Genomic DNA, 8,757 nt, shown 5'->3' with positions numbered 1-8,757 from the left:
GGCCCGGGCCCCCCCCCCCCCGCCCACGGCCGTTCCTCACAGTCTCAGATCAGCGGTGCCGCCACCGGCGGATCGCGAGCAGCACGAGCGCACCGCCGCCGAGGGCGATGAGCACGCCTCCGATCACCACGGGAGCACCCGAGGTGGTCGAGCCTCCCGTGTGCACGGTCGCGCCGTCAGCGCGATCGGTGGAGGTCGACGTGGGCCTGGCGGTCGTGGACGGCGTCCCCGACCAGTCCGAGCTGGTCGGGGACGGGGTGGACGTCGGAGCATCGCTCGTCGCCGTGGCCGTCGGGCCCGACGTCGTGGTGGGCGAGGCCGTTCCTGTCGGCGTGCCCGTGGGTGCATCCGTCGTGGGCGTTGCTGTCGGTGCGTCCGTCGTCGGCGCGACGGTCGTCGGCGTCCCGGTGGGCGCGTCGGTCGTCGGCGTCTCCGTGGGGGCGTCCGAGGTGGGCGTCTCCGTCGGGGTCGGGGCGTCCTCGAGCACCACGAAGGTGTACGGGAGGAACAGCTCCTCACCGAGGGGGTCGTAGTCCTCGACGGCGCTCTCGACCTCGCCCTTGAACGCCGGCGCATCCGCGGCGTAGAAGACGACGAAGGTCACGGCGCCGTTTCCGTCGGTGAGGTAGGGCGCATTCGAGAGCTGGTCATAGACCTCGATGTTGGGCTCGGCGCCCGTGACCGTGATCGTGACGCCCTTGGTGGGGTCCTTCAGGTCGGCCAGCGCGATCTCGGCCGGCGTCACGGAGATCGTCGGCGCCGGGAACTCGACGTTCAAGGGACTCACGCCCGGGGTGCCACCCGGACCGGTCGAGGTGGGGGCAGGTGTCGTCGCGTCCTGCGCGGCACCCGTCTCCGCGGAGTCCCGGGGCGCTGAGTCCGCGCCCTCGGCGGCGGGCTTCTCGGCGGAGCCCTTCGACGTCGAGGCGTCCTCCGAGCCGGTGGACGCGGACCTCTCGGCCTTCGTCCCTGCCGACGTCTCGGACGGCGTCTTCGAGGTGCTCGCGTCGCCCTCGGCATCTTCGGACGTCCCGGACTCCTTGGCCGATGATCCGGTGCTCGCGTCCGACGTCGACGCCGCAGGAGCTTCGGCCGAGGTCTCCGCGGCGGAGGAGGACTCCTTCTCCGGGGCGTCCTGCGTCGTCGAGGGATCCGATGCCGGTGCCTCGGCGGGCTTCTCGTCCGGGCCGCCCGCGCCGGCGGGGAGCGCCGCGGCGGCATCCCCGGCTCCGACGTCGCCGACCGGCGCGGCGACGGAGAGGAAGCGCGAGTCGTCGCGGTCCCCGTCGTGCGTGGCCGCGACCGAGCAGCCTGCCAGGAGGAGGCCCGCGGCAGCCAAGCCCGACACCGCCGCCCAGGGGGTCCGTGCACTGCGCTGGGGCATCGTCGTTCTCCTTGTCGTCCTGCTCATCACTTCACGCCCTGGGAGGGCTCGCGGTACTTGTCGACCACGACGTCGTTGGCCTCGACGTCCTCGGCCGAGACGGTCGGGACCTTCTTGTCGGTCGCGATGATCGCCGGCGCGGCCGCCGTGCCGGTCCCGGTGCCGAACCTCGAGGGATCGGCGTTGCGATCCAGCAGGGCGTTGTAGCCGCGCCGCGGGTTCTTGGCCGTCGGGTCGTAGATGAAGGCCTGCGGGACCCGCGTGGCGGTTCCCTTGTTGCCGTACTCGAAGATCGAGGTGTCGGCGATCGTGCCGCCGGCCGTCCTCACCGAGTACGGGAGCGTCTGGCACGAGGTGTCGCCGGCCGGCAGCTGACCGGTGCGGAGGTACCGGGTGACCGGGACGCTGACGCACGGTTTGGGGTTGGCCAGCAGGCCGGTGACGATCCCGTGACCGGGACCGTTGTCGACGACGATCTCCTTGACGTCGGGGCCGGCCTCCTTGTTGGTGCGCCAGGAGCCCTCGTACGCGGTGGCCGGATCGGCCTCGTTGTCCGTCATCAGGGCGGCGAAGGGCCGGTCCTTGATCGCCTGGGGCACCGTCGTGTCCCGGTAGGGCCAGCCGGCGCAGGAGTCGTAGACCCGGTTGGCGCCCAGCAGTTTGTAGCGGCTCGCGTCGTCGAAGCGGCCGATGTAGCTGGCGTCATCGGTGGGACGGTCGGTGTCGTTGCAGATGATCGCGCGCATCGTCGTGGACGAGGAGCTGTCGCGGTCCACCGGGGCGCGGTCGTCGGTCTGGGCCAGGGCCAGCAGGCCTGCGCTGCGCTCGGGGCCCGCGGGGGCAGTGGCGGCCTGGATGGCCTGGGCGGCCGTGGCCCAGGAGTTCGTCGAGTACTGCGCCATGATCAGCACGTTGTCGAAGTCGTCCGGGCTGGCCGACCTCCCGCCCGAGAGCTGGTATTCCGCCGCGACGTTCTGGCGGGCCGCCGCGATGGTCGCGGTGACCTGCTCGGGCGTGGAGCCCAGGTGGTACGTGGCGTCGTGGCGGGCGAGGAACGGCACCATGAGGACGTCGACCGAGGCCTGGAAGGCGGGCGCCTGGTAGCCGAACACCCGGTACATCGAGTCCGAGGTCCAGTCGGTGTTGCCGTCCAGGAGCACCCGGTCGAAGTCGCCGGGGAACATGCGCTTGATGTAGCTGCCCAGCCAGGTCCCGTAGGAGACCCCGAAGTAGTCGGACCTGGTGTCCTTGGTGCTGAGCAGGTGGCGCACGAGGTCGAAGTCGCGGGCGGTCTGCTGGGTGCTGATGTACGGCAGCAGGCCGGGATCGGAGCTCGCGCACTGGGTGTTGTCGGTGACGACCCAGGCCTGGAGCTTCGCGATCTCCTCGCGGGTGGGGTCCTGGGAGTCCCCGTCGCCGCCGAGGGCGTCGGCCGGGTACGGCGTGCTCTCGCAGGAGACATGCGTCGAGTGCCCGACGCCGCGGGGGTCGACGCCCACGACGGCGTGGCCCTCGTTGATGTGGGCGAAGCGGGGCGTGTCCAGGATCGCGCCGAAGTCGCCGCCGGTCCCGCCCGGGCCGCCGGGGTTGGTGAACAGGAGACGCTCGGTGTTGGTCGCCGGGTCGAAGCCCCGGGCCACCGAGAAGGCGACCTCGATCGTGCCCTGGGACGGGTCCTGCCAGTCCTTGGGCGCCGTGATCGTCTGGCACTGCGAGTTCTGGTAGTACGGCGCGTAGGCGGCCTGCTCGGCCTCGGGGTAGTAGTCGGCGCAGCTGACCGTGTCCCAGGTGATGCTCTGCTCGAAGAACTGCGCGTAGGCGGGATCGGTCGAGAGGTCGTCGATCCGCGCGGTCGGATCGGCCGGGTCCGCGGAGGCGGCGACGGCGCCGCCCGCGATCGCGAGCACGGAGGCCATGGCCCCCGTGAGGAGTCGGAGCGGCAGATTGCCGAGGCGTCGTCTCATGCGGGTGTCGTCCTTTGCGGGGCGGACCGGCGGCGACATGCGCGGGGAGGCCGGTCTCGGGGTGGGATGCACTGCAGTCTGCACGCACGCGCACATGTGACGCACGTCGCGTGAAGAACGATATACGAACGTGACCTGAATCGCCTATCGGTCCACAGCGGACGAAAGGCGCGCAATCGGGCCGCGTGCGATCACCGATGGCCCTCGTCCGTGCGACGAGGGCCATCGGGCGGGGGAGCGGTCAATGGTGCGGGGCGAACTCGGCGGCCATGAGGGTGGCCCGACCCGCCTCGAGGCGGGCGATCGGCACCCGGAACGGGGAGCAGGACACGTAGTCCAGCCCCACGTCCTCGAAGAACCGGATCGAGTCCGGATCTCCGCCGTGCTCACCGCACACCCCGAGGTGGATCCCGGGGTTCGCGCGGCGGCCGCGCTGGGCCCCGATCCGCACCAGCTCGCCCACGCCGTACTGGTCGATGGACTCGAAGGGGCTGGTCAGGAGGATCCCGCGGTCCTTGTAGGTGAAGAAGAACCCGGCCTCGACGTCGTCCCGGGAGAATCCCCAGGTGGTCTGCGTGAGGTCGTTGGTGCCGAAGCTGAAGAACTCGGCGACCTCGGCGATCTCGTCGGCCCGCAGGGCGGCCCGCGGCAGCTCGATCATCGTGCCGATGTGGCAGGTGATCGCGGTGCCGAGCTCGGCGGCGACCTCGTCGCGCACCTCCTCGAGCTCATGGCGGATCTCCCACAGCTCCCGCACCGAGGAGACGAGCGGGACCATGATCTCGACGTGCGGGTCCCCGCCGTCGCGGCGCACCTGGGCCTCGGCCTCGAGGATCGCGCGGGTCTGCATCCCGTAGAGCCCCGGGATGGTGAGCCCCAGGCGCACGCCGCGCAGGCCCAGCATGGGGTTCTGCTCGTGGAGGCGGCGCACCGCCGCGAGCACCTTGCGGTCGCGCCGGGACCGGGACCTCCCCCGCTCCTCGGCACGGGCGACCTTGACCGACAGCTCCGTGAGGTCCGGGAGGAACTCGTGCAGCGGCGGGTCCAGCAGACGGATCGTCACCGGGTGCGAGCCCATCGCCGTGAGGATCCCGACGAAGTCCTCGCGCTGCATGGGAAGCAGACGGTCCAGGACCTCGTGGCGCTCCTCGTCGTCGGCCGCGAGGACCAGGTCCTCGACGTGCTTGCGGCGGTCCCCGAGGAACATGTGCTCGGTGCGGGCCAGCCCGATGCCCTCGGCGCCCATGGCCCGCGCGCGCCCGGCGTCCTCGGCGGTGTCGGCGTTGGCCCGCACCCGCATGCGTCGCGTGCGGTCGGCGACCCCCATCAGCCGGTGCACGCTGCGCACCAGGTCCGGGGCGTCGGGAGCATCGCCGTCGACGTCCCCAGCGAGGTACTGCGCGACCTCGGAGTCCACGACCGGCACCTCGCCGGCGAACACCTCGCCGGTCGAGCCATCGATCGAGATGACGTCCCCGTCGCGGGCGACGACCTCCCCGCCGACCCGCAGCTCCCCGGCCTTCTCGTCAACCTCGAGCGCCTCGGCGCCGCACACGCAGGTGCGGCCGAGCCCGCGGGCCACCACGGCGGCGTGGGAGGTCTTGCCGCCGCGGGAGGTCAGCACCCCGGCGGCGGCCAGCATGCCGCCGAGGTCGTCGGGATTGGTCTCGCGGCGCACGAGGATCGAGGCGGTCCCCTCGCGCTGCCGTGCGATCACCGTCTCGGAGTCGAAGGCGACGGCTCCCACGGCGGCGCCGGGGGAGGCGTTCAGGCCGCGCGCGATGAGGTGGTGGTCGCCCCCGGCGGCGAAGCGCGGGAACATCAGGCGCGTGAGCTGCTCCCCGGAGACCCGCCGCAGCGCCTCCTCCTCGTCGATGACGCCCTCGTCGACCAGCGTCGTGGCCAGCAGGAACGCCGCCGCCGCGGTGCGTTTGCCCACGCGGGTCTGGAGCATCCACAACGTCCCGGACTCGATGGTGAACTCGATGTCGCACAGGTCGCGGTAGTGCAGCTCGAGGTGCTCCATGATGTCGGTCAGCTGCGCGTAGACGGCGGGCATCACGTCACCCAGCTCGGGCAGCGAGCGGGTGTTGCGGATCCCCGCGACCACGTCCTCGCCCTGGGCGTTGACGAGGAAGTCCCCGTAGACGCCGGTGGTGCCGGTGGCAGGGTCGCGTGTGAAGGCGACGCCGGTGGCCGAGTCGTCGTCGAGGTTGCCGAACACCATCGAGCAGATGTTCACGGCCGTGCCCATCTCATGGCTGATCCGCTCGGCGTTGCGGTAGATGATCGCCCGCGGGGCGTTCCACGAGGCGAACACCGCGCGGATCGACTGCCGCAGCTGCTCGCGCGGATCCTGCGGGAACGGCTCCCCGGTCTGCTCCTGGATGATCCGCTGGAACCGGGCGACGATCCCCTCGAGATCCCCGGTGTCCAGCTCGACGTCGGTGGCGACCCCACGGTCGGCCTTGACCTCGTCGAGGACGTCCTCGAAGGCGTCGGCCGGGATGTCCAGCACCGTGCGCCCGTACATCTGCAGCAGGCGACGGTAGGAGTCCTGGGCGAAGCGCGGGGACCCGGAGATGCGTGCCAGGCCCTGCACCGTCTCGTCGTTGAGGCCGACGTTGAGCACCGTCTCCATCATCCCAGGCATCGACACCGCCGCGCCGGAGCGGACCGAGACGAGCAGAGGGTTCTCGGGGTCCCCGAGCCGTCGCCCGAGCTCCTCCTCGACCACCGCGAGCGCCGTCGCCACCTGCTCCTCGAGCTCGGGCGGGGCCTCGCCGTGGTGCATGACGTAGCGGCAGGCGTCGGTCGTGATGGTGAACCCGGGTGGCACGGGCAGTCCGAGGCGGGTCATCTCGGCGAGGTTGGCGCCCTTGCCGCCGAGGAGCACCTTGTCGTCCTTGGATCCGTCGCGGAAGGCACGGATGTACTGATCGGTCATCGCACGGTCCTTCGTGGGGTCGCGCTCCCGGAGGGGAGCCGCCGGGACGGCGCTCCATGAGGTGTGGCCGCCCGGTGCGTCGGTGCACCGTGAGGTCACTGTAGGTGCTGGACGCCGGGCGCGGATCCCTGGGGGACGCTTCGGTCCGACGATGCCCGAACCTGCCCGAAGTCGGGGCGGATCGGGCACGGCGCGGCGGCCTCCGGGCCCGATCCCGGCCCGCGTGCCGGGAATGCCGTCGCGGCGAGGGACGTTGCCGTGCACATGGCCCCGCACCCCGATCCGTGGGAGATCCTCGGCTCCCGTGTCCGCGAGCTCGACGCCGGCGAGCACCTGACCTGCACCTCCGGTGCGGTGTGGGTGCTGGTCCTGGAGGGCGAGGTCGGGATCCGCGGCAGCGGCCCCGCGAGCAGGCTGGGTGACGGCGATGCCGCACTGCTGCGCCGCCCGTCCCTGCACCGCGCGACCGCGGAGCGACCCTCCCGCGTGGTCGTGGCCGAGCTGCGCCTGCACGGCCTGGACCCGGGCCGCGACGTGCAGCTCGCGCGCGGGTTCGCCGGCAGGCAGGGAGGTGTGGTCGCGCTGCTGACGACCTGCCCGCTGCACACCGCGGCCCAGCTGGCCACGGACGATCCCGCCGCCGTGGCCGCCGGGCTGGGACCGGCCTACGGGCAGCTGCTCGCCGCGGCGATGCGTGCCGCGATCGCCGACGCCGCCGGGACCCCGGAGGTGCCGTGCATGGATCCCGCCGTGCGCTCCGTGGCGCTCGCCGTGACGGCCGCACCGGCGCACGGCTGGACCATCGCCGAGCTGGGTCGGATCGCGATGCTGGGCCGGACCGCGCTGTCCGTCCGCTTCCAGGAGACGATGGGCATGTCCCCCATGCGGTTCGTGCGGCGGGTGCGCGTCGAGCGCGCGGCCCACGAGCTGGGGACCACCGACCGCACCGTCACGGCCGTCGCCTTCTCCGTGGGATACGGCTCGACGGCCGCGTTCGTGCGGGCCTTCGTGGCGGAGATGGGGCGGCCGCCGGGGTGTGGCGCCAGCACGGTGCCGGCACGCCGGACGCAGGCGGCGGTCGTGGGTTCGATGGCGGGTCCACGGCCACGGGTGGTCGTGAGCCCGCGGGGAGTCAGGATGCCGACGGCGCCCTCAGCGCTCCGAACCCGATCGCCCCGACGATCGCCGCGACGGCCCCGAGCAGGAGCGCAGCCCCGACCCCCGTGTGATCGACCAGGGCGCCGCCGGTCACGGAGCCGACCATGATCGCCACCTGGAACGCCGTGACCTGCAGGCCCAGCGCGGACTCCGCGCGGGCGGGATCGACCGAGGTCACCCACAGCTGCGTGCTGACCGGGACCATGTTGAAGCCCAGGCCCCAGGCGAGCACCGCGAGGACCAGGGGCAGGACCCCGTCGGACACCGTCAGCACGCCCAGGGCGATCCCGAGGACCGCGGGCCCCAGTGCCACGGCCAGGCGCAGCCGCCCGGCGAGCCGGCCCGCGAGCAGGTTCCCGACCAGACCCGCCACGCCCCATCCCAGCAGGAGCAGCGGCGCGGACGACGGCGCGACGGCATCGATCACGAGGCGGATGTACGGGTAGGCCGTGAAGTTCGCGAAGGCGACGACGGCCACGAGGAGGATCCCCGCGACGAGACGACGGTTTGTCAGGGCCGTGCGCATCATCGCCAGGCCCGCCCCCGGCTGGGCCGGCACCGACGGCAGCAGGCGCGCCACGGCGATCAGCGAGAGCGCCGTCAGCGCCGCGGCGATCCAGAACACCGCACGCCATCCGACGACGTCCCCCAGGAACGAGGCCAGCGGCACGCCGACGATCGTGGCGACGCTCGTGCCGCTCGCGAGCGCGGTGGACACGAGGGCCGGCCTGCCGGGCAGGGCGTGGGTCCCGGCGACGAAGGCGAAGGACCAGTACCCGGCGATCGCGATCCCCAGCACGAACCTCCCGGCCAGCAGCACGGCGAAGGACGGGGTCAGGGCCACGGCGATGTTGGAGAGGAGTGCGAGGACCAGCAGGCCCAGCAGCACGCGCCGCCTGTCGGCCCGCGGCAGGACCGAGGCGATCGCCGGGGCGGTGAGGGCGCCGGCGAGGGCGGTCACGGCCACGGCCAGGCCCGCGGTGCCCTCGGTGACCCGCAGGTCCCGGGCCAGGTGCGGCAGGACCCGTGCGGGGAAGAACTCGGCGGGCACGAGCATCGCGATGCCGCCCGCGAGCGCGATCACGGCACCCACGCGGGAGCGGGCGGGGGCCGTGGTCGCGGGGGAGGGCGTGCGGTCGCCAGGGAGGGGATGCTCATCGATCTCAGCGGTCATGGTGCCAGCCTGCGCCGTCGGCGGTCGCGAGGGTTGATCGAGGTGCCGCCGGTGTTGATCAAGCGTCCGTCGCTCCTGGTGGTGGCGATCTTGTGGCCGATGGGGGCTGCGTCACACGACGTGACACGAC

At 72.7% G+C, this 8,757-nt stretch carries 4 protein-coding genes and 1 pseudogene; 1 reads left to right on the top strand and 4 read right to left on the bottom strand.

Annotation, left to right across the window (positions count from 1 at the left end):
* Positions 1–49: 49 nt before the first annotated feature.
* The 3 genes from ACT3TZ_RS07490 to ppdK form a co-directional block, all read right to left on the bottom strand.
* Entirely contained in the window at positions 50–1,384 is a 1,335-nt protein-coding gene (locus ACT3TZ_RS07490) for a hypothetical protein (RefSeq protein ID WP_444582776.1), read from the bottom strand.
* 26 nt (positions 1,385–1,410) lie between these two features.
* Complete coding sequence (locus tag ACT3TZ_RS07485) at positions 1,411–3,348, bottom strand: alpha/beta hydrolase (protein WP_444582775.1); 1,938 nt, start codon at positions 3,346–3,348, stop codon at positions 1,411–1,413.
* 241 nt (positions 3,349–3,589) lie between these two features.
* Positions 3,590–6,295 (bottom strand): pyruvate, phosphate dikinase, encoded by a 2,706-nt coding sequence (ppdK, locus tag ACT3TZ_RS07480; RefSeq protein WP_444582774.1) that lies wholly within the window; start codon positions 6,293–6,295, stop codon positions 3,590–3,592.
* A gap of 264 nt (positions 6,296–6,559) precedes the next feature.
* On the opposite strand from ppdK, the pseudogene ACT3TZ_RS07475 reads away from it, so the two are divergent.
* A pseudogene (locus ACT3TZ_RS07475) lies at positions 6,560–7,318 on the top strand (helix-turn-helix domain-containing protein); the annotation flags it as partial.
* A gap of 109 nt (positions 7,319–7,427) precedes the next feature.
* Here ACT3TZ_RS07475 and ACT3TZ_RS07470 read toward each other — a convergent pair.
* Entirely contained in the window at positions 7,428–8,627 is a 1,200-nt protein-coding gene (locus tag ACT3TZ_RS07470) for an MFS transporter (protein ID WP_444582773.1), read from the bottom strand.
* Between the last annotated feature and the right edge of the window lie 130 nt (positions 8,628–8,757).

This window comes from Brachybacterium sp. AOP25-B2-12 (genome assembly GCF_052378625.1).
In the GTDB taxonomy this organism is placed as follows: Bacteria; Actinomycetota; Actinomycetes; order Actinomycetales; family Dermabacteraceae; genus Brachybacterium.
This window is presented reverse-complemented; position numbering and strand designations above follow the sequence as displayed.

Bases quoted from the DNA above. Each gene is read 5' to 3' on its own strand.
- ACT3TZ_RS07490 (WP_444582776.1), bottom strand. From the start codon at position 1,384: ATGCCCCAGCGCAGTGCACGGACCCCCTGGGCGGCGGTGTCGGGCTTG.
- ACT3TZ_RS07485 (WP_444582775.1), bottom strand. From the start codon at position 3,348: ATGAGACGACGCCTCGGCAATCTGCCGCTCCGACTCCTCACGGGGGCC.
- ppdK (WP_444582774.1), bottom strand. From the start codon at position 6,295: ATGACCGATCAGTACATCCGTGCCTTCCGCGACGGATCCAAGGACGAC.
- ACT3TZ_RS07470 (WP_444582773.1), bottom strand. From the start codon at position 8,627: ATGACCGCTGAGATCGATGAGCATCCCCTCCCTGGCGACCGCACGCCC.